Origin of the sequence: Streptomyces hyaluromycini (assembly GCF_002217755.1) — a bacterium.
GTDB lineage: Bacteria > Actinomycetota > Actinomycetes > Streptomycetales > Streptomycetaceae > Streptomyces > Streptomyces hyaluromycini.
On sequence record NZ_BCFL01000029.1, the window covers coordinates 155,407 to 180,262 of the forward strand.

The following is a 24,856-nucleotide window of genomic DNA, read 5'->3' on the forward strand; positions in this document are numbered from 1 at the left end:
GTTCCGTCAGTGGGCCGTCCAGCCGCCGTCGAGCACCAGCGAGGTGCCCGTGACGAAGGACGCCTGGGGAGCGCAGAGGTAGGCCACGGCCTCGGCGACCTCCTCCGGTTCCACGAGCCGCTTGACGGCGCTGTCGGTCAGGAGCACCTCGGACAGCACCCGCTCCTCGGGGATGCCGTGCGCCCGGGCCTGGTCGGCGAGCTGCTTCTCGACCAGTGGGGTGCGCACATAGCCGGGGTTCACACAGTTCGAGGTCACCCCATGGGGCGCGCCCTCCAGAGCGGCCGTCTTCGACAGCCCCTCCAGACCGTGTTTGGCGGCCACATAGGCGGACTTGTAGGCGGAGGCGCGCAGGCCGTGGACGGAGGACACGTTCACGATCCGTCCCCAGCCCTGCGCGTACATGTGCGGCAGCGCGCCCCGGATCAGCCGGAACGGCGCCTCCAGCATCACGGTCAGTACGGTGTGGAAGACGGCCGGCGGGAACTCCTCGATGGGGCGCACCAGTTGAAGACCCGCGTTGTTGACGAGGACGTCGGTGCCGGCGGCGGCGCGTTCGGCCGCGTCCAGGTCGGTGAGATCGAGGACGTACGGCTCGACGGCACCGCCGCCCGCCGTGCCCAGGGCCCGCCCGGCACAGTCCACGAGCTCGGCCAGCCCCGTCGCGTCCCGGTCGACGGCTCTGACCCGGGCGCCGGCCGCCGCGAGACGCAGGGTGCAGGCGCGGCCGATGCCTCCGGCGGCGCCGGTGACCAGGGCGGTGCGGCCGTGCAGGTCGAGGGCGGGGGCGGTGCGGGTGCTGGGCGAGCTCATGGGGCGACCCTAGGCGGCGTCCACCCGCTCCCACATAGTGTCAGCGCACATACTTCAGCTGAAAGCCGTAGCGTCGAACCATGTGGGTGCCTCGGACAGGGCCTGCTTGATCCGGAACACACCGAACTCGTTCAGCTCCGGCAGGGCGTCCACGTCGAACCAGGCCACTTCCAGCGACTCGTCGTCGTTCACGCGGGCCTCGCCGCCGACGGCCCGGCAGCGGAAGGTGATGTCCATGTACTGGCAGACATCACTGTTCGGGTAGGTGACGCGCTCCAGTGCCTGGACGAGGACCACCCGTTCGGCGACACAGCGCACCGCCGTCTCCTCGAAGACCTCCCGCACAGCGCAGGCCGCGGGCTGCTCCCCCGGCTCCGGAATGCCGCCGATGACCGACCACTTGCGGGTGTCGGTGCGGCGGCCCAGGAGCACTCGGCCCTCGTCGTCGAAGACGATGGCGGTGATCCCGGGCAGCCAGAGCAGCTGGTGGCCCGCGGAGGCGCGAATCGCGCGGATGAAGTCAGGAGTAGCCATGAGGCGACCCTAACCGCCCGGTTCCTCGCACCCGGCCGGAACCACGGGGCGTACAGCGGGTGTACGGCTACACGTCACCGGCGCGCCGACCGCGCATTCCGGACCCGATCGCCCAGCCGACCCCACCCGCGGCGACCAGCACCAGCGCGATCTCGGGCAGGATGCCCACCCTGGTCGCGGGCGTCTCGGAGGTGCGCAGCGGCACCTTCTGGACCAGGTAGGCGGGCACGAACATGCCGGTCTTCTGGGTGATCTTCCCGTCCGGCATGATGATCGCGCTGACGCCGCTGGTCACCGGCACGGTGACGGTCCGGCTGTGCTCGACCGCGCGGATCCGGGACATGGCGAGCTGCTGGTAGGTCATCTCGCTGCGGTCGAAGGTGGCGTTGTTGCTCGGCACGGAGATCATCTCGGCGCCGTGCGTGACGGTGTCCCGCACGTCCCAGTCGAAGGCCGCCTCGTAGCAGGTGGCGAGGCCGACCTTGGTGCCGTCGATGTCGAACACACCGGGCTTCGTGCCCCGGCTGAAGTCCTGGCGGACCATGCTGGTCCAGTTCTTGTTGATGGCGCCGACCAGACCGCGCAGCGGGAGGTACTCGCCGAAGGGCTGGATCTGCCGCTTGTCGTACGTCGACGTCGGGCCCTTGACCGGGTCCCACAGGATCTGCTCGTTGAGCAGCTTGCCGTCCCGCTCGACGACCCCGCCCACCGAAATGGGGACGCCCACCGCCTTGGCCGCCTCGTCGATCACGGCGGCCCCGTCGGCGTCGGCGAACGGGTCGACGTCGGAGGAGTTCTCCGGCCACAGCACGAAGTCGGGCTTGGCGGCCTTGCCCGCCTTGATGTCCGCGGCGAGCTTGAGCGTCTCCTTCACGTGGTAGTCGAGTACGGCCTGCCGCTGGGCCGCGAACTCCAGGCCGGCGCGCGGCACGTTGCCCTGGATGACCGCGACGGTGACGGCGCCGTCCTCGGCCTTGTCGCTCACCAGCGTCCGCGCGGCGACCGCACCCACCACCGGCACGGCCACGCTCAGCAGGGCCGCGGCCGCCGCCCCGCGGCAGATCTCGCGGGTGCGCCGGCCCTCGACGGCCAGTCGCCCCGCCTCGTAGAGACCGAACCCGCACAGGACGACGGCGAAGCCGAGCACCGGGGTGCCGCCCAGCGCGGCGAGCGGCAGGAAGACGCCGTCCGCCTGGCCGAAGGCGATCTTGCCCCAGGGGAAGCCGCGGAAGGGTACACGCGCGCGTACCGCCTCGCCCGCGATCCATATGGCGGCCGCCCACAGGGGCCAGGCCGGGAGCTTGGAGACCGCGGCCACGCCCACACCGACCAGTGCGATGAAGATCGCCTCGATGGCCACCAGCGCGACCCACGGCCCGGGGCCGACCTCGACGCCGGTCCACACCAGCAGCGGCAGCAGGAAGCCGAGCCCGAAGACATAGCCGAGACCGAGGGCCGCCTTCCAGGTGCGGCCGCGCAGCACCCATGCGAATCCGGCGAAGGCGGGCAGCGCCAGCCACCACAGGGTGCGCGGCGGGAAGCTGACGTACAGCAGCACTCCGCTGAGGGCGGAGGCGGCGGCCGGGACCAGGCGGCGGAGCAGCCGGAGGGCGCGTGCGCGGGGGGCGGGACGCGGCATGAGCTGGTCCGACTGGTCCACGGAAGTTGCGGTGACGGTCACTCGGGGAGTGTACGGCGGTTGACCTTGCGGCCGACAGCACGGTCTCGGCATGCAGGAATCACACCGTTCCCGCGCAAGTCGTCCACAAAGCGGGCATCAGCGGTTACGGTGTGCCGAGGCGGGCGGCGGGGCCTGCCGCAGGTCGGGGGACCGGGGTACGGGGGGCGACGGTGGGGTCGACCGGGATGACGTCCGCTGCCGAGACGGCTGCGGACAACGACAGACGAAACGTTTCTGACGCGGTGGGCGTCGTGGTGCTCGGGGCCTGCGCAGTGTGGCCGCTGATCTCCGCGGCCGGTCGCGACGGGCGGCCCGAGGGTGTGCTGCTGGCGGTGCTCGCGGTGGCCGCGGGCTATGCCGCGGGCCGGATGTCCGGGTCGCTGCTGCCGGTCGCCGCGCCGTGTGCGGGCGCACTGGCCGGGCTGGCGCTCGCGGTGGCGATGCCCCAGGTGGCCCCGGGCCCCCAGTTCACGACCCCGCTCGGTCATGCCGGCGCAGTCGCGGCGCTGCTGGCTCTCGCGACGGGCGGCGCGTGCTGTGCCGCTTGGGCGACGCCGGTTCCGGCGCTGCGGTTCGGACTGCGGATGCTGGCCGCCGGCATCGTGGTGGCCGGGGCGGCCGTCGGCTCGGCGACCGGCTGTGCGGCCAGTGCCGTCGTCCTGCTGTGCTCCCTCGCCGCCGGCCGGGTGCGGCGGCGGGGGCCGGGCATCGCCGGGCTGGCTCTGGCGGCCGCCCTGGTGACGGGCACGGTCTGGGCGGTCGCCGCGAACGTCCTGCCCGCCGGCCTCACCTCCGCCCTGGCGGGCCCCCTCGCCGAGCACCGCGTGCAGTTGTGGCGGGACGCCGTGCGCCTCGCGCACCGGAACACCGCCCTGGGCGTCGGCCCGGGGCGCTTCGGCGAGTTGAGCGGCACCGCGCCCGCGGCCCTGCTGCCCGACGGCAAACCACACTCCGCACCGCTCCAGCAGGCCGCCGAACAGGGCCTGGTCGGTGTCCTGCTGCTGGCCACCGCGTTCTGCTGGATCCTCTACGCCCTGTGGCGGTCCCCCCGCTCCACACCGGTCACCCTGACCGCGGGCGCGGCACTCACCGCCCTGGCCGCGATCGCCGCGGTCGGCAACGCGCTGAGCTTCACGACGGTGTCGGCGGGCGCGGGCCTGCTGGCGGGCCTGGCGACGGCACGCCCGTGGGTGTCGGGGGTGGCGGCGGTGCCGGGCGGTTGAGCCGTACGGGTGTATGGCCCGGACACCTGTGATCCAGCCACATGTGATGCCGCCCTGTGCGGTCCAGCCCCATGTGGTCCAGCCCTACGTGCGACCTGCGTCAGTGAGCCGTACCCGGTGTGATCGTCCGCAGGCGTTCCCTGATGACCCGCACCGCGGACTCGGCGTTGTCCACCGTGATGGTGAAGGTGTGGCCGTCCCACAGCCGCAGGACGATGCCCTCGCCGCGGCGGACGACGACGGCCGTGCCCTTCTCGGGGCGCCAGCGGTAGCCCCAGCCGCCCCAGTGCCGCGGAGTGATCTGCGGGGAGAAGTCGGCGCCGGCCACATGGGAGAGCGGAATACGACGCCGCGGTACTCCTATATGACCGCAACGGATTTCGAGGCACTCCCTGTCGAGCTTCAGGTCGACGTGCACGAAGGCGAGGGTGCCGAAGAGGACCAGCAGCCCGGCCGCGATGCACCCGACGACCGACATCACCAGCGGCGCGATCCCCGAGTTCCAGGCGGAGTCCACGGCCAGTTCGATACCGAGCGCCATGCACGCCGCGCCGACCAGCGCCAGAAGCCACTGGACCCGGTTCGTGGCGCGCCCGGTCCAGACATCCGGGTTCGGGGCGTCCTTGTCCGCAGAGTGGTCGCGGAGGTGGTCCCTCATGTCTACGAGATTACTCACGTTTCGCTGCGCGGGTACCGCGTTGCGGAGGGTGACTGCTCACATCGGGCGGTATCCCCGGCCCCGGGGGGTCACTGGGACGCGGCAGGACTGGCCGTGCGCAGCAGGCGGGCCTCGGCGTAGCTGAGCGCGGCCTCGGGCAGCTCGCCCTCCCGGCCGTTGAGCAGCACCGTCACCGTGCCGGTGGCCGGTGCGCCGGGGGCCGGCTGCGCACCGATCCGGCGCAGTGCCTGGGCGGCCACCGCACCGGCGGAGCCGTGCAGGGCGAGGGGTGCGGCGCCCGGGCGCTGGACGGCGGCGCGGATACGTTCCGCCAGGAGTTCGTAATGAGTGCAGCCCAGGACAACGGTCGTCACGTCGTCGGGGGTGAGCTCGGCCGCCGCGGTCACGGCGGCGTCGACGGCGGCCTGGTCGGCGTGCTCCACGGCCTCGGCCAGTCCCCAGCAGGGCACCTCGGTGACCGGCACACCGCCGGCGAAGTCCTCGATGAGGCCCCGCTGATACGCGCTGCCCGTGGTCGCAGGGGTCGCCCAGATCGCGACGGGGCCGCCGCCGGCGGCGGCCGGCTTGATCGCCGGGACCGTGCCGATGACCGGGATGCGGGGTTCCAGGCGCGCGCGCAGCGCCGACAGGGAGTTCACGGTCGCCGTGTTGCAGCCGATGATCAGCGCGTCGGGCCGGCGGGCGGCGGCGGCCTCCGCGACGGCCATGGCGCGCTCGGTGATGCCCTCGGGGGTACGCGGCCCCCAGGGCATGCCCTCGGGGTCGAACGAGAGGACGAGATCGGCGTCGGGGCGCAGCCGCCGTACCGCTGCGGTGGCTGCCAGCAGGCCGATTCCGGAGTCGATGAGCGCGATCTTCACCCGGCCACGATAGACGATGGGCCGTTGGGGGCGGGTCCGATGGGGCAGACTGCGCGGGTGAGCGCCATCGCGTGGACCACCGCCGTATCTCTCGCCGCCTGGCTGTGGCTGCTGCTCTGCCAGGGCTTCTTCTGGCGCACCGACGTCCGGCTGCCGCCCCGGCGCGACCCCGCTCGGTGGCCGGACGTGTGCGTGGTCGTCCCGGCCCGGGACGAGGCCGCGGTGCTGCCCCTGAGTCTGCCGTCGCTGCTGGCGCAGGACTATCCGGGGCGGGCGGAGGTGTTCCTGGTCGACGACGGCAGTACGGACGGCACCGGGGAACTGGCCCGGGAGCTGGCCGCGCGCCATGGCGGGCTGCCGCTGACCGTGACCTCGCCCGGTGAGCCGCCGGCGGGCTGGACGGGCAAGCTGTGGGCGGTACGGCACGGCATCGGTCTGGCACGCGCGCGCGGCCCCGAGTACCTGCTGCTCACGGACGCCGACATCGCGCACGAACGGGACAGCCTGCGGCTGCTGGTGGCGGCCGCCGACACCGGGGGCTTCGACGTGGTCTCGCAGATGGCCCGGCTGCGGGTGGCGAGCCTGTGGGAGCGGCTCGTGGTACCCGCCTTCGTCTATTTCTTCGCTCAGCTGTACCCGTTCCGCCGGATCGGCCGGAGGGGCTCGCGCACGACGGCGGCGGCGGGCGGCTGTGTCCTGCTGCGCGCCGGCACGGCGGAGAGGGCGCGCATCCCGGACTCCATCCGGCACGCCGTGATCGACGACGTGGCGCTCGCCCGCGCGGTGAAGGGCACCGGAGGGCACATCTGGCTGGGGCTCGCCGACCGGGTGGACAGCGTGCGCCCCTATCCGCGCCTGCACGACCTGTGGCGGATGGTCTCCCGCAGCGCGTACGCGCAGTTGCGGCACAACCCGCTGCTGCTCCTCGGTACGGTCGCCGGCCTCGCGCTGGTGTACCTGGTGCCGCCGGCGGCGGTGCTGGCGGGGGCGGTCACCGGCAGCGCGACGGCGCTGCTCCTCGGCGCCGCGGCCTGGCTGGTGATGACCGCGACGTACGTACCGATGCTCCGGTACTACCGGCAGCCGCTGTGGCTCGCCCCGCTGCTGCCGTTCACGGCGTTCCTCTACCTCCTCATGACGGTCGACTCGGCGGTGCAGCACTACCGGGGGCGCGGGGCGGCATGGAAGGGCCGTACGTACGCGCGTCCCGACACGGTCGCCGACGAAGGCTGACCGTCCTGCGCGTCACTTGCGGCCGGGCGTCCAGTTCATGCCCCAGCCGTAGGCGCGGTCGACGGTCCGCTGGGGGCTCACCCCGCGCTCCGGGACCAGATAGCGCGCCTCGCGCTGCACGACCAGGTCGCCGCCGGTGTTGGTGAGCAGCGCGAGCGCGCACACGGTCGAGGGAACCGTGCACTCGTCCAGGGAGAAGTCGACCGGGGCGCCGTGCTGGGGCTGGAGCGTGACCGTGGCATGCAGGTCGGCGAAGGACGTGGCGCCCTGGTAGATCGTCACGAAGACCAGGATGCGCCGGAAGTCCTGCTTGTGATCGAGGTTGACCGTGAGGTTCTCCCCGCTGGACACGGCGCCGGTGCGGTCGTCGCCGTCGAGGTGGATGTACGGCGGCCGGTTCACGGAGCCGAAGGCGTTGCCCAGCGCCTGGACGACGCCCTTGCGGCCGTCGGCGAGCTCGTACAGGGCGCACAGGTCGAGGTCGAGGGTGTCCGCTCCGCCGCGCCGGCCGCCCCAGCCGGGGAGCTGTTTGCTGACCTGCCAGTTGAGGTTGACCCGCAGCGCGCCCGAGGTGCCGCCCTGTTTGGCCAGGGAGACGGAGGGGGCCGCCTTGGTGAGCGTCACCTTGGACAGCCGTACGGGGGCGGACGGCGCCGTCGGCGGGGGCGGCGGGACGGGCAGACCGGCGGAGGCCGGCGCCGGGTGCTGCGGGAAGGGCGGGCCGCCGGGCCGCGGCGGGGAGACCGGAGCGGGGACCGGCGGGGAGACCGGAGCCGGGGCCGGCGGCGTGAGCGGACCGGCGACGGGCGGGGTGACCTGCGGCGTGGGCGGCTGCGCCGGGTGCTGCGGCTCGTCCACCGTGATCCCGAAATCGGTGGCGAGCCCTTCCAGCCCGCTGCTGTACCCCTGCCCCACCGCACGGAACTTCCAGCCGCCCTGGCGGCGGTACAGCTCGCCGAGCACGAAAGCGGTCTCCACCGTGGCGTCCGTGCTGTCGAACCGGGCGACCACAGTTCCGTCCGCCGCGTTCCGGACCTCGGCATAGAGGCCGGGGACCTGCCCAAACGTTCCGCCGTCGGCCGAGGCCGCGAGGACGATCCGCTCGATCGGGGCTTCCACGCGCGCGAGGTCGACGAAAAGGGTGTCGGTGACCAGGTCACCGGAGCGCCGCTTGCCCTCGTGCCGGACCGCGCCCGAGGCGTGCACCGGCTGGTTGTAGAAGACGAAGTCGCCGTCGGAGCGCACTTTCCCGGCGACCAGCAGCAGCGCCGAGGCGTCCGCGTCGGGGGCACCCGGACCGGGGCGCCAGCCCAATTCGACCCGCAGTGCCGTGGTCGGCACCGGCGTATTCGATCCTTTCGGCATTGACATGTCCGCCCCCATCATGTGTCGGCATGCCGGGCGCGCCCCGGCGGTCCCAGGTCATCCCTACCCTCACAACCTATTCCCGGGGACAGGGATCTCCCATGAGCAGCACAGGAAGATCCCTGGCCAACTGCAGGTAACCGGCTCGGAACTCGGCCTTTACACGATCAGAACGCTGATTGCCGTCCTTTTTTGCCGAGTTCGCTCGGATTGGGGATCCGGCGTCACTGCCGACACGGAAAACAACCCTCTTATCGGTCTCCCCAACCAGCACATCGTGGGCTTAACTTATGTGCCATGACCTCCCCCCGCTCCACCTATGGCGGCGGCTACTACTCCGCCTCCTTCCCGGACACTCCGATCTACGACTCGCTCGTGGCCGAACGGGGCACCCCGCAGATCGCCCCGATCCGGGTCCCTCCCGCCTACGACACGGGCAGCAGCTTCAGCAACCTGCCCGCGCTGCCGTCGGCACTGCCCGCCCTCCCGGCGGGCCCCTCCCAGCCTGCCCCGGGCTACGGCTACCCGCAGCAGATGCAGCAGCCCGCGCCGCTGCAGCAGGCGCCCACGGCGTACATCCCCCAGCAGGCGACGGGACCGCGCGCCTACCCCGCGCAGCAGCCTCAGCCGCCCCGTCCGATGATGGGCGGCACGGGCTACGAGGCGATGCGCCCGGCGGCTCCGCGCCCCGCGCCGACGGCTCCGTACCAGGACCCGTACAACAACCAGCAACAGCAGCAGTACCGCGGCTACTGATCGGCACCCCCCGATGTCCGTGCGGCCTGGCACGATGGCGTCATGGGGATGGCCGAACTGCAGTCGATTCACGTTCACCCGGTCAAGGCGCTCCGGGGCTTCTCGCCCCGGGAGGCCGTCGTGGAGCCCTGGGGGCTGGCCGGTGACCGACGCTGGGTTCTGATCGACGACGGGGGAAAGGTCGTCACCCAGCGTGCAGAACCACGCCTCGCGCTGGCCGCTGCCGAGCTGCTGCCCGGTGGCGGCGTACGTCTGTGCGCGCCCGGGCGCACGCCCCTGACGGTGCCGGTCCCGGATCCGGGGGTCATGGTGCCCGTGGACATCTTCGGCACGAAGGTGGAGGCGGTCCTCGCCGCGGAGGCGGCCCATGCGTGGTGCGGCGCGTATCTGGAGGCCGACGTCCGCCTCGCCCACATGGACGCCCCCGCGACCCGCCGCCCGATCGACCCGGACCACGCGCTGCCGGGCGAGACCGTGAGCTTCGCCGACGGCTATCCCCTGCTGGTCACCACGCAGGCCTCACTGGACGCCCTCAACTCCCTGATCGCGCAGGGCGAGCATGCCGACGAGGGCCCGCTGCCGATGAACCGGTTCCGGCCGAACGTGGTCGTGCGCGGCACGCGTGCCTGGGCCGAGGACGACTGGAGACGGATCGCCGTCGGCGAGGTCGAGTTCCGGGTCGCGAAGATGTGCGGGCGGTGCGTGGTGACCACGACCGACCAGGTCACCGCCGAACGCGGCAGAGAGCCGCTGCGGACGCTTGCACGGCACCGCAGGTTCGGCAACCAGCTCGTCTTCGGCCAGAACCTGGTACCGCGCGCCCCCGGCACGATCCGGGTGGGGGACCCGGTCCGGGTCCTCGACTGAGATCTCGGGGGCCGGACCGTGCCGGTGACCTCGCGGTCCGGGCGGCCGAACGGTACCGCCGACCCGGCGTGCCCGGCCCGAGCCACCCGCACTCCGGCCAACCCCGCCCAGCGCCTCTGCCGTCGAGCGGCCACCACGCGATCCGCCCCCGGCCGCCCGAAGCGGTTCGCCCCACCCGTCCTTGTCCGGGCCTCGTCCGCATCCCGCGTATCGAGCGATCTCCACCGCCCGGCGGGAACCCGAGCCCGCGGCCCGGTCGTTGGGGTCGTGAGAAGTGCATGAGAGTCCCGGCCGGGGGTGATTTCGCTCTCTCTTCGGCCCGGGTCCCGGGTGAACGGACCGGGCGGGGGTTATCACGGAGCGGGAAGGGGGTGGTGGTCGGTGCGAGCGATCCGCGGCCTGTGGCGGTGGCGGCGCAATCCGCTGCGCCGCGCGACCGACCTGGTCGAGGCCTGGGTGGCCCTGGTGGCACTGGTGCTGATCGTGGTGGCCGCGCCGGTGCTCGGCGCGTTCGTCGGCGCCGCCGCCCAGAGCACCCTGCAGCGGTCGGTCCGGCAGCAGCAGCACGACCGGCATCTCGTCATGGCCACGGTGGTGCGCAAGCTGGGCGGCGCCCCGGTGGAGCCCGACCCCGACGCCACGAGCGCCCACGACAACCGCAGCCGCGTCCTCGCCGACTGGACCGCGCCGGACGGCACCCGGCAGCACGGCCCGGTCCTGACGACTCTCAGATCCCCGCACAAGGGCGACCACTTCGACGTCTGGACGGACCGGCACGGCGTCATAACGGCCCGCCCGCTGGACGCCGTGACGGCGACGACCCACGCGGTGCTGGCCGGGTTCGGCGCGGCCCTGCTCACCGCGGGACTGGTCGACAGCGGCAGGCGCATGATCGTCTGGCGTATGGTCCGTCGCAGGTACGCACGTTGGGACCAGGCCTGGGACCGGGCGGGCCCGGACTGGGGCAAGGCCGGCACGGGCAGCTGACGGCCTTCCGTCTCTGGTCAACCCACCACCTCGGCGCACGCTACGGTGGACCGGCCGAAGCGCATTCGGCATCGACCCGCGCGCGAGCGAACCACAGGGGCCGGGCACCGTCCGCGGTGGCGCCCCGAAGGCGAGCGAGCGATCTGTACGACGAGGTGGGGGCACGGCAACGCCATGGCACAGGGCACGGTCCAGGTGACGCACACCGGCACATCGAGGTGGCGGCGCCGCACAGGTGAGTACGCCTCGCTCGCCGCCGCCCTGGAGGCCGCCGCCGACGGCGACGTCCTCACGGTCGCGCCCGGCACCTACCGGGAGAACCTCGTCGTCCAGCGCGCGGTGACGCTGCGCGGGCCCGAGGGCTCGCCCGGCTCGGTGCGCATCGCCCCAGCGGACGGGGTCCCGCTGACCGTGCGCGCCTCGGCGGTCGTACAGGACCTGCATGTCGAGGGCCAGGACGCGGCCGCGCCCGCGCTGCTCGTCGAGGAGGGCACCCCCGAGCTGCTGGACGTGCGGATCGTCACCCGGTCCGCCGCCGGGATCGAAGTGCGCGGCGGAGCCCGGCCCACCGTGCGGCGGTGCACCGTGGACAACCCGGCCGGCATCGGCATCGCCGTACTCGACGGCGGCGGCGGGGTGTTCGAGGAGTGCGAGGTCGTGGCGGCCGGTCAGGCGGGCGTGGCGGTGCGCGGCGGCGGTCACCCCCGGCTCGAGCGCTGCCGGGTGCACCACGCCTCGGGCACGGGCATGACGGCGACCGGGGAGAACTCCGCGCTGGAAGCGGTGGGTTGCGAGATCTACGAGGTGCGCGGCTCCGGTGTGCAGGTCACCGCGCGGGCGACGGCGCACCTCACCGACTGCGATGTGCACCGCACCACCGCCGACGGGATCACGCTGGACACCGACGCGGTGCTGACCCTCGCGGACTGCCGTATCCATGACATCCCGGAGAACGCGGTCGACCTGCGCTCGCGTTCGGTGCTCACGCTGACGCGGACGACCGTGCGTCAGTTCGGGCGCAACGGGCTGTCGGTGTGGGACCCGGGCACCCGGGTGGACGCCAACCAGTGCGAGATCTTCGACAGCACGGGCGACTACCCGGCGGTGTGGGTCAGCGACGGCGCCACCGTGGTCCTGGACTCCTGCCGGGTGCACGACGTGCCGGACGCCCTGTTCGTGCTGGACCGCGGCTCGCGCGCGGACGTCGTCGACAGCGATCTCTCCCAGGTGCGCAACACGGCGGTGTCGGTGAGCGACGGCGCCACCGCGCAGCTCGACGACTGCCGGATCCGGGACGCGGCCACCGGGGCCTGGTTCCGCGACCACGGCAGCGGCGGCACCCTCAACAACTGCACGGTGGACGGCACCCAGACCGGTGTGATCGTCACCAAGGGCGCCGACCCCACCATCGAGCGCTGCACCGTGGACTCCCCGGCCGAGGCGGGCTTCTACGTGTCGGCGGGCGGCCGCGGCACCTTCCAGAACTGCCGGGTCACCGGCAGCGGCGGCTACGGCTTCCATGTGATCGACGGCTGCCGTACGACGCTGCGCAAGTGCCGCACGGAGCGGTGCGCGCGCGGTGGTTACGAGTTCGCGGACGGCGGCCCGGACGCGGGCTCGGGCACCGGACCGGTGGTGGAGGACTGCACCAGTGACGAGAGCGGCAGCCTGCGGCCGCCCGAGGCCCGCGAGACGGCCGTACAGACCTCGTACCAGTCGCCCGGGCTGCTGGGCGCGATCCCCGGCCAGCGCAGCACCGAACAGGAGCCCCTCCTCGCTCCCACCGCGCCCGAGGAGCCGGCCCGGACCTCCAAGGCCGTGCTCGGTGAACTCGACGCGCTGGTCGGCCTGGACAGCGTCAAGCGCGAGGTCCGTGCGCTGACCGACATGATCGAGGTCGGCAGGCGCCGTCAGCGGGCCGGTCTGAAGGCCGCCTCGGTCAAGCGGCACCTGGTGTTCACGGGCTCCCCCGGCACCGGCAAGACGACCGTCGCCCGGCTCTACGGCGAGATCCTCGCCTCCCTCGGGGTGCTGGAGAAGGGCCATCTGGTCGAGGTGTCCCGGGTCGACCTGGTCGGCGAGCACATCGGTTCCACGGCGATCCGCACCCAGGAGGCCTTCCAGCGGGCCCACGGCGGGGTGCTGTTCATCGACGAGGCGTACGCGCTGTCGCCGGAGGACGCCGGGCGGGACTTCGGCAAGGAGGCCATCGACACGCTGGTGAAGCTGATGGAGGACCAGCGGGACGCCGTGGTGGTGATCGTCGCGGGCTACACGGAGGAGATGGAGCGCTTCCTTTCGGTCAACCCTGGTGTGGCGTCGCGTTTCTCGCGGACCATCACCTTCAGCGACTACGGCCCGGAGGAGCTGCTGCGGATCGTGGAGCAGCAGGCCGACGAGCACGAGTACCGGCTGGCGCCGGGCGCGTCCGAGGCGCTGCTGACGTACTTCACGGTGCTCCCGAAAGGCCCGGCGTTCGGCAACGGCCGTACCGCCCGCCAGACTTTCGAGGCGATGGTGGAGCGGCACGCGAGCCGGGTCGCCCAGCTCGCCGACCCGACCACCGACGACCTCACCCTGCTGTACGCGCAGGACCTCCCCGAAGTCGCCTGATCATTCGGCCTGTTGCGGCCGCTGTCCGGGCAGCTCCGGGCGCAGCCGGGCCAGCAGCCGCTTCCGTTCCTCGGCGAAGACCGGGTCCGCCTGGTAGTCGGAGTGGCCCAGGATGGGTGCGGGGAGCGGGTGGCCCGGGGTGCGCCCGTAGGCGAGCGGGTCCTTCAGCGGCGTGTGGTCGACCGGCGGGCCGGCGCCGTCGGGGATCCGCACGGGGCCGCCGATGGGGTCGGTGAGGCGGTAGAGGTTGCGCCAGCAGGCGACCTCGCGGTGCAGGGAGCCGAGTTCGGCGGGCCCGAAGTGGGCCGGGAACCAACGGCCGTACAGCCGCTCCAGCGGGGAGCCGTACGTCAGCAGGGCGACCCGTTTGCGGACCGCCGGGGTCAGCTGCCAGGCGGCCGCGGCCGCGAGGACGCTGCCCTGGGAGTGGCCGGAGATGACCAGCCGGCCGCCGGTGCGGCGGGTCCAGGTGTCCATCCGCCAGGTCAGGTCGGGGACCGCGCGCTCGGCGTAGCAGGGCGGGGCGAAGGGGTGGGCGGCGCGCGGCCAGAAGGTGCCGACGTCCCAGAGGATGCCGATGGTGCGGCGCGCGGACGCGTCCTTGTAGGCGCGCCGGCCCCAGGTGACAAAGAGTATGAAGCCGAGCCCGACCAGCCAGGAGCCGAGCCCTTGGGAGGCCTCGGCCGCACCGTGCACCAGGGTGTGGGTCCGGCCGGCCGCCGCGTCCGGGGTCTCGCCGGTGGCCAGCGCGCCCACCAGCGCTCCGGCGCCCAGCACCAGCGTGGCGGCGCACAGCACGGTGACGACCAGCGGCGTCCGGTCGGTTAGGACGGCCATGGCCCGGACCCGGGCGATACGGCGGCTGCGGGCCGTGTCCTCCGGCTCCCCGGGGTGGCCGAGGCCGACGGCGGTGCGTTCCAGGCGGCTGAGCCGCGAGGTGCGCCAGGACAGCCAGGCGACCGCGGCGAGCAGCACGACGAGAACCGGCGGGATCGCCGACGCCTGCCAGGTCAGCAGTACCGGAGGTCCGGCGATGGAGGTGCCGGTGCCGTCCAGCCAGTCGGAGACCCGCTGGGCGACCCCGCCCGAGATCACCCCGCCCAGCGCGCAGGCGAGCAGCGCGACCGCGGGCCCGCCGAGGCCGCGGATCGCGGCGCGCGGATCGGGCAGCCGGCGGTGCAGGTCGTGGGCGACGACCGCGAGGACGATCACCAGCACGCCCTGGGCCAGCTCCAGACCGCCGAAGGTGGTGTCCCCGGCGAGCCGGCCCACGGAGTGCCACCCCGGGCGGGACCAGCCGGCGTACACCGCCACGAGCAGCAGCAGGGCCAGCGCGCCGAGCGGCAGGCGTCGTACGAGACGCCGGTCGAGTGCCTGGTCGAGGCGGTTCTCGCTGCGGCCCCGGCGGCAGACCACCCACACCGCGGCGAGGGCCCCGGCGGTCAGCGCACCGGTCAGCAGCCACCCGATCGTGTCCAGTACGGCGGCTCCGCCCCGCCTGCGGTCGAAGGAGGCCGCCGGTGCGAGGAGCGCGGCGGCGACGGTGAGCAGGCCCGCCGCGGTGTGGGCGGCGCGCAGCCGGGCGACCAGCCGGCGCCCGTACCAGAAGCCGGGGCTGCCGAGGGCGGTGTGGCCGGGCTCGGGGTCGTGGGCCGGCGGCCGGGTGGACTCGTAGGCACTCCAGGTGCGGTGCGAGAGATACCAGAGCAGGCCGGTCAGCGCGGTGGGCATCGGGGCGGCCAGCGCGAGCCGGCGTCCGGGTGCGCTCCACCAGCCGCCTGCGTCGCCTGCGGGTGACAGGAAGCCGAGCCAGGAGTGCCGGCCGGCGCAGGCGGAGACGCCCGCGCACTGCCAGGCGGCGAGGTCCAGGGCGACCTCGCAGGCGGCGGCGACCAGCAGCACCGTGAGGGTGAGTCCGGCGAGCCGCACCAGCAGGCCGTAGAAGCGCACGGTGCGCGGCCGGTCCTGGGCGGCGGGACGCATCCAGTGGGCGAGGTTGACCACCATGAACGGCAGGAGCAGCAGCCACAGCGCGCGGGAGGCGTTGCCGGAGGTGAGGTTGCACCAGACGTACGCCTCGGGCACCGGCCGGTCGCGGTAGTCGCCGGGCCGGGACTCGGCGTCGACGTCCTCGGCACGGCGGAAGACGGCCGCGGTGTCGTCGCCGGTGATCCGGACCGTGCGCGGATCGTCGAGCATCTTCGCCGGCGTGGTGCCGCCTACACCGTGGACCAGAAGCTCCAGGTCGATCTCCGGTGCGGCGGGCCGCTCGGCCGGGTCGGGCTTCGCGGTCGTGGTCCGGTCCGCGGGATCGGACTGCGCGGTCCCGGTCCGGTCGGCGGGCGCGGTCTCCGTCGCCGTCGGCCGCTCGGCGGGGCCGCCGGCGGTGCGTTCCTGCGCGCGTTCCACTCTTCTCGCACTTCCCCCGTGACGCGCCGATGGTCTGTGTCCGTGCGGGTTTCAGGATCGCCGATTCCGGTGTGACGCACACCACTCGGCACCGAATCTCCCCGTTGTGTGTGAAACCCAGTGCAACACGTGGTGACCAAATGACGTGTGTGCACCGACACAGGGAGTGGCGCAACCTGTGTGGTCCCGTGAAAGGATAGGGCGCCCGCGCACCGAAGCCGGATGGAATGTCCTGGTCGGGGCTGGTACGCAGGGCGTGTCGGACGGCTTGAGGCGAGAGGACCGGAGCGTACGTGAGCGAGAACCAGAACCTCCTCGCGGAGCAGCGCCGCGCCCTGATCCTGGACGAGGTCCGGCGCCGGGGCGGCGTGCGGGTCAACGAGCTGACCCGCAAGCTCGGTGTGTCGGACATGACCGTGCGCCGGGACCTGGACGCGCTGGCCCGGCAGGGTGTGCTGGAGAAGGTGCACGGCGGCGCGGTGCCGGTGGTCGAGGCGAGCACGCACGAGCCGGGGTTCGAGGCCAAGTCGGGGCTGGAGCTGACCGCCAAGGAGGACATCGCGCGGGCCGCCGCCGAACTTGTCGTACCGGGTACGGCGATAGCGCTGTCCGGCGGTACGACGACGTACGCGCTGGCCCATCATCTCCTGGAGGTCCCCGACCTGACCGTGGTGACGAACTCGGTGCGGGTCGCGGACGTCTTCCATGCCGCCCAGCGCGTCTCGGGGCAGCGCCAGGGCGCGGCGACAGTGGTGCTGACCGGCGGGGTGCGCACCCCGTCCGACTCCCTCGTGGGCCCGGTGGCCGACCAGGCGATCGCGGCGCTCCACTTCGACCTGCTCTTCCTCGGTGTGCACGGCATATCGGTCGAGGCCGGCCTGTCCACACCCAACCTCGCGGAGGCGGAGACCAACCGCCGCCTGGTGCAGTCGGCCCGGCGGGTCGTGGTGGTCGCCGACCACACCAAGTGGGGCACGGTGGGCCTGAGTTCGTTCGCCAAGCTGGAGCAGGTCGACACGCTGGTCACCGATGCGGGCCTGCCGTCCGCGGCGCGTGCGGAGATCTCGGAGCATCTGCGCCGGCTGGTGGTGGCGGGCGAGACGGAGGCCTGATCGCGACGGCGGTACAGACATCTGACAGGCCGCCAGTTATCGTGGCGAGGCCGGTCAACTGCCTTCTCGGCCAAGGGGGTTCTCGTCCATGCCGCGTCGTCTGCGCCCCGTCGGGCTCGACTTCGTCGAGACCGCACCCGTACGTCTGGTCTTCGCGCAGGAGATGTCCTCGCCACCCGAGCGGGTCTTCCACGCGCTCAACGACGACGTGCCCGGCTGGGCGGAGTGGTTCGCCGCGGTGACCCACGCCGAGTCCGTCGACGACGGTGCCGGGCGCGACATCCGGCTCAAGGGCGGCGGGCGTTTCCGCGAGACGATCATCGCGGCCAAGGAGTCCGAGGTGTACGCCTACCGGGTGGACCTGACCAACGCGCCCGGCGCGCACGCCATCGCCGAGGAGTGGCGGCTCGTGCCGTCCGGCAGCGGCACCCGGGTGCAGTGGACCTTCGCCGTGGACGGCACGGCGCCGTTCCGTCTGGCAGTGAGGGTGGCACGCGCGGGCCTTGGCCGGGCCTTCCGGGGCGCGGTCACCGAACTGGACCGGCGCCTTTCGCGGTAGCGGCTCAGCCGCGCCACACTCCCGTCTCCAGCAGCGCCTCGATCGCCGCCGTGTACGGCGCGATGTCCAGGCCCTGCTCGGCGAGCCAGGTGTCCGAGTAGTACTTGTCGAGGTAGCGGTCGCCCGGGTCGCACAGCAGTGTCACCACGCTCCCCTGCCGCCCCTCGGCCACCATCTCCGAGACGATCTTCAGGGCGCTCCACAGCCCGGTCCCGGTGGAACCCCCCGCCTTCCGGCCGATCGCCCCCTCCAGCGCCCGCACCGCGGCCACGCTGGCCGCGTCCGGCACCTTCATCATGCGGTCGACGGCCCCGGGCACGAAGCTCGGCTCCATCCGCGGCCGCCCGATGCCCTCGATCCGGGACCCGCAGTCGCACGTGACGTCCGGATCGCCGGTGGTCCAGCCCTCGAAGAAACAGGAGTTCTCGGGGTCGGCGACACAGATCCGGGTGTCGCGCTGGGTGTAGTGGACATAGCGCGCGAGCGTCGCGGACGTACCGCCGGTCCCCGCGGTGGCGACGATCCAGGCCGGCTCGGCGTACCGCTCCAACTCCAGCTGGCGGAAGATCGATTCGGCGATGTTGTTGTTGCCGCGCCAGTCCGTGGCCCGTTCGGCGTAGGTGAACTGGTCCATGTAGTGGCCGCCGGTCTCCACCGCGAGGCGCGCGGACTCCTCGTACATTTTCCGGGAGTCGTCCACGAAGTGGCACTGCCCGCCGTGGAATTCGATGAGCCGGCACTTCTCGGCGCTGGTGGTGCGCGGCATGACGGCGATGAACGGCACGCCGATCAGCTTGGCGAAGTACGCCTCGGAGACGGCCGTCGAGCCGCTGGACGCCTCGATCACCGGGCGGCCCGGCCGGATCCAGCCATTGCACAGGCCGTAGAGGAAGAGCGAGCGGGCCAGGCGGTGCTTGAGGCTGCCTGTCGGATGCGTCGACTCGTCCTTGAGGTACAGGTCGATGCCCCAGGCCTCGGGCAGCGGGAAGCGCAGCAGGTGCGTGTCCGCCGAACGGTTCGCGTCCGCCTGGACCTTGCGGACTGCTTCTTTGAGCCAGTCGCGACCGGCGGCGTCGCTGCGGTCGACGTCGAGGGTGGCGCCGGTCCGGATCTGCGGGGTGGTGCTCACGGCGGGACTCCTTACGCTTCGCGCCGACGGCGTCCGAACGCGGCCGACGCACCGATCATAAACACCTTCCGCACGCTTCTCACCTGCATAAACGCATCTTTGGGCGCCTCAAAGGCGTCCCTGGGGAACAGTGGCGGACAGTGGCGTGAACCCTTCGGGGGGCGCATTGCCGCGAGTGCTCCGAGCGCCCCCCGACCGGCGGTCCGTGCGTACTGGTGCTCCGCGCCGAGGGCGGGCAGACTGCCACCGGACGGGACGAACGTCTCGAACGGGGGCGCACACTGGATCACAACACGAGCCGGAGCGCGCCGGCCGGGGCCACAAGCTTCCGGACCGGTGCCCGAGGTACTCGAAAAGGGGCGGGGCGGGATGGCGGAGCCGGAGTTCACGGCGACGGGCGTGCGGATCGACAAGCGGCTGCGTTCGCTCACCCGGGCCGGGCAGGTCCGGATAAGGGACGGCAGGCTGCAGCTGCTGACGAGCTACGGCAGCGAGATCGACAGCGCACCCGTGCAGGCGGTACGGGCCTCGAAGCCGTGGTTCGCATCGGAGGACCGGGCCCTGGCCGACCTCAACGGCCAGCGCTACTCACTCACTCTGGGTGACCACGATCCGGCGCCGGGCGAGCCCGGTCCGCCGGCGGCGCGTCGCTTCATCGAGGCGGTACGGCGGGCCGCCGAGCGGGACCACTGAGCCGCACGGGCCTGCGGGGCGCGACCGCCGGGCCACGGCGAGTTGCGGGACCGTACGCACTGGGCCACGCTTGTCTCACGTCACTCTGGGTTTACCGGCGATAACGCTGCGAACCAGCCCGCCGGCCACGACAGCAGGCGGCCCCGTGAACGGCGGCGCCCTGCTGGATCCGTTCTCCGTGTTCTTCCGGACCTCACGTCGGGGAGTCGCAGCCGTGATCAAACACCCAAGCAGACACTGCTCGGTGGAGCTCCAAGCATTGCCCTCGCGGATAGGCCAGGTCCGCAGAATCGTATCTGCGCAGTTGCGCTACTGGCATCTCGACCCGTTGATCGACCGGGCCGCGCTCGGTGTGACGGAGTTGCTGACCAACGTCCACCGGCACGCCCAGCCCGACAAGAACTGCACCGTGGAGATCGAGCTCCAGCTCGACCGCCTCACGGTGTCCGTCCGTGACCACGATCCGCGCCTGCCGGTGGTCGAGGACGGCACGGAGATCGCGCCCATGGCCACCTGCGGCCGGGGGCTCGCGATGGTGGCCGCGGTCAGCGAGAGCTGGGGAGTGCGGCCGCACGACGACGGCAAGGTCGTGTGGTTCACCCTGCCCGCACCGACGGCCACGCCGAAGGCGGCCCGCCCGCAGCGCCGCACCGCCGAACCGGCACCCCGCCGGATCGCCGAACCGGAACCCGCGGCCGCCGGGGCGCCCACGCCCGCGCATGCGACCGCCGGCGCCCCGACCACCGCACACGCGACCGCGGCTGTCCCCGGTGCCGCACACGCTCCCGCCCGCTCGGCTGTCGCCAGTTGACCGGGCGGTGAGTCTCCTCGCCGAGCCTCTCCCCGGCATTACCGCTTCTTCATACCGCACCGCCCTTGCCGATGCGGCCGAACTGCTCCTCCAGGACGGACAGCCTGCGCCAGTACTCGTCCTCGTCGATCTCGCCGGAGGCGAAGCGGCGGCCGAGGACCGCGAGCGGCGAGTCGCCGGACGGACGACCGGCGTCCATCGGGCGCCAGGGTCCGCCGCGGCCGCGCCATGCGGTGCGGCGCAGGAACGTGACGGCGCCGATCACGACGGCCGCCCAGATCAGCGGGAAGAACAGGATCCACGGGCCGGGCCCGCCGTCCCAGTTCGCCAGGGTCTGCATATCGGTTCAACTCCCCAGGGTCTCGTTGTGATGCATCGAGACTGACCGCCGGAGGGGGTCCGGGTCGTCGTGCGGCCGACGGCAGTGGCCGTACCTCCCGGGGAGTACAGAGCGGTTGGCGCCCTGCTCCCGAAATCACTGGCGTTCTGTAACTACTAGTATGTACAGTCGTCGCATGAGCACGTCGGAGCGGTTGATCGAGTCCACCCGTGAGCTGCTGTGGGAGCGCGGTTACGTCGGCACCAGCCCCAAGGCCATCCTGGAGCGCGCGGGCGCCGGCCAGGGCAGCATGTACCACCACTTCAAGGGCAAGCCGGACCTCGCGCTGGCCGCGATCCGGCGGACCGCCGAGGAACTGCTGGCCGCCGCCGAGGCCGTGCTCACCGGGCCGGGCACACCGTACGAGCGGATCGAGGCGTACCTGCGGCGCGAGCGCGACGTGCTGCGCGGCTGCCCGGTCGGGCGGCTGACGATGGACCCGGACATCATCGCGAGCGACGAACTGCGCGCGCCGGTCGACGAGACGCTCGACCGGATCCAGGAACTGATCGCCGGGATCGTCGAAGAGGGCAAGGAGCTGGGGCAGTTCGGGCCCCGGGTGGACGGCGAGGAGATCGCCGCGACCGTCCTCGCGACCGTACAGGGCGGCTATGTGCTCGCCCGGGCGTCCGGTTCCCCGGCCGCGTTCGACGCCGGCGTACGCGGACTGCTGTCCCTGCTGAGGAGCTGACGTACGTGCACATCACCAGGAAGCGCCCGGACACCCTGCGGGGCCCGGCGGAGAACTTCACCGGCACGGTGTGGCTGGACGAGATCGCCGCGCCCGCGGCGCCGTCCCGGCTGCGCATGTTCAACGTCCATTTCGCGCCCGGCGCCCACACCGCCTGGCACCGGCATCCGCACGGCCAGGTGCTGCACGTCCTTGAGGGTGAGGGGCTGGTGCAGCGCAGGGGTGGCGAGGCGGAGACGATCCGCGCGGGCGACACGGTGTGGATCGAGCCGGGCGAATGGCACTGGCACGGCGCCGCGCCGCGCAGCTTCATGACGCATCTCGCGGTCGTGGAGGCCGCCGAGGACGGTACGACCATCGAGTGGCATGAGCACGTGACCGACTACCCGGCCTGAGAAGGGACGAGCGCCATGCACGCCATGCAGTACGAGTTCACCCTGCCCGCGGACTACGACATGGGCGTCATCCGCTCCCGCGTCGCCCGCGTCGGGCATCTGCTGGACGACTGGGACGGCCTCGGGGTCAAGACCTACCTCATGCGCGAGCGGGGACTTCACGGCTCGCCGGTGAACCAGTACGGGCCGTTCTATCTCTGGCACACCGTGGCCGGCATGAACGGCTTCCTCTGGGGAGGCGCCTTCCAGGGACCGGTCGACGACTTCGGACGGCCGCGGATACGGCAGTGGACGGGCCTGGCCTTCGAGGAGGGCACCGCCGCCGGCTCCCCTGCCGCGTTCGCGGTGCGACGGCGGCAACCGGTGCCGGACGGTGTCGAGTTGGCCGCCTTCATGGCGGACGCAGCGGCCGAAACAGCGCGGCTGGCCGCCGCGGACGGTGCGGTGCTGGCGGCGTCCGCCGTGGACACCGGCGCTTGGGAGCTGGTCCACTTCTCGCTCTGGGAGCACGGCGCGCCCAAGGCCGAGGGCGATGTCTTCCAGGTACTGCACCTGTCGGAGCCGGGGCGCGGGGCGCTGCCGCGCGGGCGGCAGTGGTGAGCGGCATCCGTACGGTCCTCGGTGACATCCACCCCGCGGACCTGGGTGTCTGCGACGCGCACGACCACCTCTTCCTCCGCAGCCCCCGGCTGCCGGGGCAGGAGCTGAACGACGCGAGCGCCGCACGGGCCGAGCTGGAGGCGTTCCGGGCTGCGGGCGGTTCGGCCGTCGTGCAGTGGACGCCGTACGGGATGGGACGGCGGGCCGCCGATCTGCCGCTGCTGTCCCGGGCCGCCGGTGTGCACGTGGTCTGCGCGACGGGACTGCACCAGGCGGCGCACTACGCCCCGGAGTCGCTCGACGGGCTGCGCGAGCGGCTCGCCGAGGTCTTCGTCTCCGAACTGACCGAGGGCATCGGCACATCCGGGGTGCGCGCCGGTCTGGTCAAGGTGGCGGGCGGTTTCCACCACCTCGACGCACACGCCCGCCGGACGATGACCGCGGCGGCCGAGGCCCACCACGCGACGGGCGCGCCGATCGCCGTCCATCTGGAGCTGGGCACCGGCGCGCTCGACGTACTCGACCTGCTCTGCGGTGAGTTGGGCGTCCCCGGCGACCGGGTGATCCTCGGCCACCTCAACCGCTCCCCCGACCTCGTCGTGCAGCGGCAGGCCGCCGCCGCCGGCTGCTGGCTGGCCTTCGACGGACCGTCCCGGGCCAACCACGCCACCGACTGGCGGATGCCGCAGGCCGTACTGGCCCTGGCCGAGGCCGGGTTCGGGGACCGGCTGCTGCTCGGCGGGGACACGGCGGTGGCGGGGGCCCGGTCGGTGGACGGCGGGCCCGGGATGCCGTACCTGCTGCGGCGGGTGCGGCCGCGGCTGGTGGCCGAGCTGGGTGCGGAGCACGTCGAACGTATCCTCACCGGCAACCCGGCCCGGGCCTTCGCCGTCGACTGGCGCTGACCCGCTCAGACCACCGAGATGTCCACCGACGGGCGGAGCTTCGCGGCGGCAGCCAGCGCCTCATGGGCCGGGTGGGTGCCGAAGGCGGTCAACAGGTCCTGATCCGCAGGGAGTTCCGCCGCCGGGTAGGCGATCTGCTCGAAGGCCGCCAGGAAGCGCGGGCCCCAGCGGCGGGTGCCGAGACGGGCCGTGCGGGAGCAGTTGTCGACCATGAACGCCACGTCGCGGGCGTGCATGTAGGGCAGCAGCGAGTCGACCGCCTCGATGACGGACTCGTTGACGATCTCCGACCAGGGGTGGCCGCGCTCGGCGAACTCGTCGACCTGGGCCATCATCGTGGCCACGAACACCCCGGCGGTGAACGGCTCGACGGGCAGCTCCCGTTCGGCCCGCCGGGCCCGCACCCGCTCCCCCGCCGCCCACATCGGCGAACCGCCGATCCGGCTCATCTCCCGCTTCCCGAGCCGCCGTTCGGCCAGGATCACACTGCGCAGCTCGGTGCCGTCGGCGACCTCGTCGTAGATCTCGGCGACGAGCTCGCGGGCCGGCCCGTACGTCGCCGTGTACGCCCGGTCGAAGACCTCCCGTCCGGCCGGGTCGAGGTCCTCGCGGACGGCCCGCAGCCCCGCCCGGGAGATGGTCCGGGCGATGGGCCCGGTCACGTTCTCGCAGGACCGCTCGTACGCCGTCACCTCGTCGTCCCCGGCAAGCCGGTGGTGGCTGTACAGGCTCTCCACGATCCCGTGCACGGCGCCCAGCAGGATGGCGCGTTCGCCGACGATGTCGGATCGGTACTCGCTCTCCAGCGTGGTGCGGAAGGTGTACGGCGCGCCGAGCGCGACCGACCAGCCGAGGGCGAGGTCGGTGGCGCGGCCGTCCGGGTCGGCGTGCACGGCGAAACTGCTGTTGATCCCGGCGCCGTTGATCTCCGCGCCCTGTTCGTAGAGGCGGCGCACGGAGTCGCCCATGCCCTTGGGGCAGACGGCGACCACGCCGTGGCCGGCCGGGAAGTCGCCGCCGGTCTCCCGGAGATGGCCGAGCAGGAAGCCGTGCGAGAGACCGATGACCGCGCCGGGCTTGAGGACGGCGAAGATCTCCTGGTGGTGGGCGGCGAGGGCCGCGTCGGCGATCAGCAGGAGGAGCAGGTCGCTGTCCGCGGCGACGGCGAGCCAGTCGCCGAGGGTGCCGTTCTCCTCGGTGAAGCCGTGCTCGCGGGCGTCGGCGGCCGAGGCGGAGCCGGGACGCAGGCCCACGGTGACGGTGATGTCGGTGCCGGCGAGGGAGTCGCGCAGGTTCCGGGCCTGGGCGCGGCCCTGCGGGCCCCAGCCGAGGACGCCGATCCGGCCGACCCCGGCGAACGCCTGGGGCAGCAGGGGGAAGAGGTGCCGTCCGCCGCGCAGGATGGTCTCCGTGCCGCCGGGCACGTCCATGGTTTCGAGTGCGAAGACACCGGAGGTGTAGGTGGTCGTCGAGGTCATGGTCGAGTTGTAGGCTCCGGGCGGACGTTGCGGCAAGCGCAACTTTCGCAGCGGTCTGTTGCGGATCATGAAAGGGACTGGTCA

At 72.8% G+C, this 24,856-nt stretch carries 24 protein-coding genes; 14 read left to right on the forward strand and 10 right to left on the reverse strand.

Translation table 11 applies throughout. From position 1 onward, the window contains the following. Nucleotides 1-6: 6 nt before the first annotated feature. The 3 genes from SSP29_RS39710 to lnt all read right to left on the reverse strand — a co-directional run bounded on the left by SSP29_RS39710 (nt 7) and on the right by lnt (nt 3,028). Nucleotides 7-813 carry a 3-hydroxybutyrate dehydrogenase gene (locus SSP29_RS39710; RefSeq protein ID WP_089105795.1) on the reverse strand — a complete coding sequence of 269 codons (807 nt, stop codon included), beginning with the start codon at nt 811-813 and terminating at the stop codon, nt 7-9. 54 nt (nt 814-867) lie between these two features. Then, nucleotides 868-1,347 carry an NUDIX hydrolase gene (locus SSP29_RS39715; protein WP_089105796.1) on the reverse strand — a complete coding sequence of 160 codons (480 nt, stop codon included), beginning with the start codon at nt 1,345-1,347 and terminating at the stop codon, nt 868-870. A 67-nt stretch (nt 1,348-1,414) separates the two neighbouring features. Then, the gene (lnt, locus tag SSP29_RS39720; RefSeq protein ID WP_089105797.1) at nt 1,415-3,028 is read right to left on the reverse strand and encodes an apolipoprotein N-acyltransferase; all 1,614 of its coding nucleotides are present in this window, start codon (nt 3,026-3,028) and stop codon (nt 1,415-1,417) included. A 185-nt stretch (nt 3,029-3,213) separates the two neighbouring features. Between lnt and SSP29_RS39725 the strand changes: the two genes are divergently transcribed. Then, nucleotides 3,214-4,251, forward strand: coding sequence for an O-antigen ligase family protein (locus SSP29_RS39725; protein ID WP_089105798.1), 1,038 nt, complete (start codon nt 3,214-3,216; stop codon nt 4,249-4,251). A gap of 100 nt (nt 4,252-4,351) precedes the next feature. Here SSP29_RS39725 and SSP29_RS39730 read toward each other — a convergent pair whose 3' ends face one another. Both SSP29_RS39730 and SSP29_RS39735 read right to left on the reverse strand, forming a co-directional pair. After that, on the reverse strand, nt 4,352-4,909 hold the full coding sequence (locus SSP29_RS39730; protein WP_089105799.1) for a hypothetical protein: 558 nt from the start codon (nt 4,907-4,909) through the stop codon (nt 4,352-4,354). An 89-nt stretch (nt 4,910-4,998) separates the two neighbouring features. Further along, the gene (locus tag SSP29_RS39735; protein ID WP_089105800.1) at nt 4,999-5,790 is read right to left on the reverse strand and encodes a glutamate racemase; all 792 of its coding nucleotides are present in this window, start codon (nt 5,788-5,790) and stop codon (nt 4,999-5,001) included. A gap of 39 nt (nt 5,791-5,829) precedes the next feature. Between SSP29_RS39735 and SSP29_RS39740 the strand changes: the two genes are divergently transcribed. Continuing rightward, the gene (locus SSP29_RS39740) at nt 5,830-7,023 is read left to right on the forward strand and encodes a glycosyltransferase (protein WP_089105801.1); all 1,194 of its coding nucleotides are present in this window, start codon (nt 5,830-5,832) and stop codon (nt 7,021-7,023) included. A gap of 12 nt (nt 7,024-7,035) precedes the next feature. Here the strand turns inward: SSP29_RS39740 and SSP29_RS39745 are convergent, their stop codons facing one another. Beyond that, nucleotides 7,036-8,388: a TerD family protein gene (locus SSP29_RS39745; RefSeq protein ID WP_089105802.1), complete on the reverse strand. Its 1,353-nt coding sequence runs from the start codon at nt 8,386-8,388 to the stop codon at nt 7,036-7,038. A 297-nt stretch (nt 8,389-8,685) separates the two neighbouring features. Between SSP29_RS39745 and SSP29_RS39750 the strand changes: the two genes are divergently transcribed. From SSP29_RS39750 to SSP29_RS39765, 4 genes are all read left to right on the forward strand, one after another. Then, on the forward strand, nt 8,686-9,144 hold the full coding sequence (locus SSP29_RS39750; protein WP_089105803.1) for a DUF6643 family protein: 459 nt from the start codon (nt 8,686-8,688) through the stop codon (nt 9,142-9,144). Nucleotides 9,145-9,186: 42 nt separating this feature from the next. Beyond that, entirely contained in the window at nt 9,187-10,011 is an 825-nt protein-coding gene (locus SSP29_RS39755; protein ID WP_089105804.1) for an MOSC domain-containing protein, read from the forward strand. A 381-nt stretch (nt 10,012-10,392) separates the two neighbouring features. Continuing rightward, nucleotides 10,393-10,998 carry an Rv1733c family protein gene (locus SSP29_RS39760; protein WP_089105805.1) on the forward strand — a complete coding sequence of 202 codons (606 nt, stop codon included), beginning with the start codon at nt 10,393-10,395 and terminating at the stop codon, nt 10,996-10,998. A gap of 174 nt (nt 10,999-11,172) precedes the next feature. Further along, nucleotides 11,173-13,611 carry a right-handed parallel beta-helix repeat-containing protein gene (locus tag SSP29_RS39765; protein ID WP_150135798.1) on the forward strand — a complete coding sequence of 813 codons (2,439 nt, stop codon included), beginning with the start codon at nt 11,173-11,175 and terminating at the stop codon, nt 13,609-13,611. Here SSP29_RS39765 and SSP29_RS39770 read toward each other — a convergent pair whose 3' ends face one another. Beyond that, nucleotides 13,612-16,020, reverse strand: coding sequence for a hypothetical protein (locus tag SSP29_RS39770; protein WP_150135799.1), 2,409 nt, complete (start codon nt 16,018-16,020; stop codon nt 13,612-13,614). Between the two features lie 293 nt (nt 16,021-16,313). Between SSP29_RS39770 and SSP29_RS39775 the strand changes: the two genes are divergently transcribed. Together SSP29_RS39775 and SSP29_RS39780 are read left to right on the forward strand one after the other, a co-directional pair. Continuing rightward, complete coding sequence (locus SSP29_RS39775; RefSeq protein WP_089105806.1) at nt 16,314-17,132, forward strand: DeoR/GlpR family DNA-binding transcription regulator; 819 nt, start codon at nt 16,314-16,316, stop codon at nt 17,130-17,132. An 88-nt stretch (nt 17,133-17,220) separates the two neighbouring features. After that, a complete protein-coding gene (locus SSP29_RS39780; RefSeq protein ID WP_089105807.1) occupies nt 17,221-17,691 on the forward strand; it encodes an SRPBCC family protein in 471 nt (156 codons plus the stop codon). Nucleotides 17,692-17,695: 4 nt separating this feature from the next. Here the strand turns inward: SSP29_RS39780 and SSP29_RS39785 are convergent, their stop codons facing one another. Beyond that, nucleotides 17,696-18,820, reverse strand: a complete 1,125-nt coding sequence (locus SSP29_RS39785; RefSeq protein ID WP_089105808.1) for a PLP-dependent cysteine synthase family protein — start codon at nt 18,818-18,820, stop codon at nt 17,696-17,698. A gap of 369 nt (nt 18,821-19,189) precedes the next feature. Between SSP29_RS39785 and SSP29_RS39790 the strand changes: the two genes are divergently transcribed. Beyond that, nucleotides 19,190-19,513 (forward strand): hypothetical protein, encoded by a 324-nt coding sequence (locus SSP29_RS39790; protein WP_089105914.1) that lies wholly within the window; start codon nt 19,190-19,192, stop codon nt 19,511-19,513. 214 nt (nt 19,514-19,727) lie between these two features. Further along, nucleotides 19,728-20,324 carry an ATP-binding protein gene (locus SSP29_RS39795; protein WP_089105915.1) on the forward strand — a complete coding sequence of 199 codons (597 nt, stop codon included), beginning with the start codon at nt 19,728-19,730 and terminating at the stop codon, nt 20,322-20,324. Nucleotides 20,325-20,373: 49 nt separating this feature from the next. Here the strand turns inward: SSP29_RS39795 and SSP29_RS39800 are convergent, their stop codons facing one another. Continuing rightward, nucleotides 20,374-20,664 (reverse strand): SHOCT domain-containing protein, encoded by a 291-nt coding sequence (locus SSP29_RS39800; RefSeq protein ID WP_089105809.1) that lies wholly within the window; start codon nt 20,662-20,664, stop codon nt 20,374-20,376. 160 nt (nt 20,665-20,824) lie between these two features. Between SSP29_RS39800 and SSP29_RS39805 the strand changes: the two genes are divergently transcribed. From SSP29_RS39805 to SSP29_RS39820, 4 genes are read left to right on the forward strand one after another with little or no spacing between them, the layout of a single operon-like run. After that, the gene (locus SSP29_RS39805) at nt 20,825-21,394 is read left to right on the forward strand and encodes a TetR/AcrR family transcriptional regulator (protein WP_150135801.1); all 570 of its coding nucleotides are present in this window, start codon (nt 20,825-20,827) and stop codon (nt 21,392-21,394) included. Between the two features lie 5 nt (nt 21,395-21,399). Then, the gene (locus tag SSP29_RS39810; RefSeq protein WP_089105811.1) at nt 21,400-21,789 is read left to right on the forward strand and encodes a (R)-mandelonitrile lyase; all 390 of its coding nucleotides are present in this window, start codon (nt 21,400-21,402) and stop codon (nt 21,787-21,789) included. Between the two features lie 15 nt (nt 21,790-21,804). Then, entirely contained in the window at nt 21,805-22,389 is a 585-nt protein-coding gene (locus tag SSP29_RS39815) for a DUF4865 family protein (RefSeq protein WP_089105812.1), read from the forward strand. Further along, entirely contained in the window at nt 22,386-23,294 is a 909-nt protein-coding gene (locus SSP29_RS39820; protein WP_089105916.1) for a phosphotriesterase family protein, read from the forward strand. The genes SSP29_RS39815 and SSP29_RS39820 overlap by 4 nt, the downstream gene beginning before the upstream one ends. 5 nt (nt 23,295-23,299) lie before the next feature. Here the strand turns inward: SSP29_RS39820 and SSP29_RS39825 are convergent, their stop codons facing one another. Beyond that, nucleotides 23,300-24,772, reverse strand: coding sequence for a ketol-acid reductoisomerase (locus SSP29_RS39825; RefSeq protein ID WP_089105813.1), 1,473 nt, complete (start codon nt 24,770-24,772; stop codon nt 23,300-23,302). Nucleotides 24,773-24,856 lie beyond the last annotated feature (84 nt).